1 pseudogene is annotated in these 559 nt (G+C 55.6%); it reads right to left on the bottom strand.

Annotated features, from left to right (window positions below):
- A pseudogene (locus IP510_RS13615) lies at positions 1–522 on the bottom strand (DNA topoisomerase IV subunit B); the annotation flags it as partial.
- Positions 523–559 lie beyond the last annotated feature (37 nt).

Below are 559 nucleotides of genomic sequence, written 5' to 3'. Positions count from 1 at the left end.
GGAGTATCCCGCCGTCCACTGCATCGCTACTTCGAGCGAAATCTTCTTCTCAGTGTCTTCCGATTCAAAGGCGATGACATCCGGGTGGATGAGTTCGTTCTTCTTCGTCTTGTTCAAGTACTCCACGTAGTCAACGAGTCCACGCTCGTACATGTAGCTCTCGGCGATTTCTTCTTCACCGCGCTCGTCAGTGATGGTGATGCGCAGTCCCTTGTTAAGGAAGGCCATCTGCTGGAAACGTGCGCGGAGCGTCTCAAAGTCGAACTCGACTGTCTCGAAAGTCTCTTTGCTCGGCCAGAAAGTCTGCTGGGTTCCTGTTTCGTCGGTGCTTTCCCCCTGGGCAAGGGGACCTGTCGGCACACCGTTAGCGAAGCTCATCCGCCAGACGTGTCCCTGACGACGAACCTCGGTATCGATTTCTGCGGAGAGTGCGTTCACGACGGAAATGCCCACACCGTGGAGTCCACCCGACACGGCATAACCGCCGCCGCCGAATTTTCCACCCGCGTGAAGGATGGTCATAACGACTTCTACAGTGGACTTCTGTTCTTGCTGGTTC

The organism is Psychrobacter sp. NG254, assembly GCF_015277735.1.
In the GTDB taxonomy this organism is placed as follows: Bacteria; Pseudomonadota; Gammaproteobacteria; order Pseudomonadales; family Moraxellaceae; genus Psychrobacter.
Note: the sequence above shows the minus strand (reverse complement) of the source record. Positions and strands in the feature narration are given on the sequence as shown.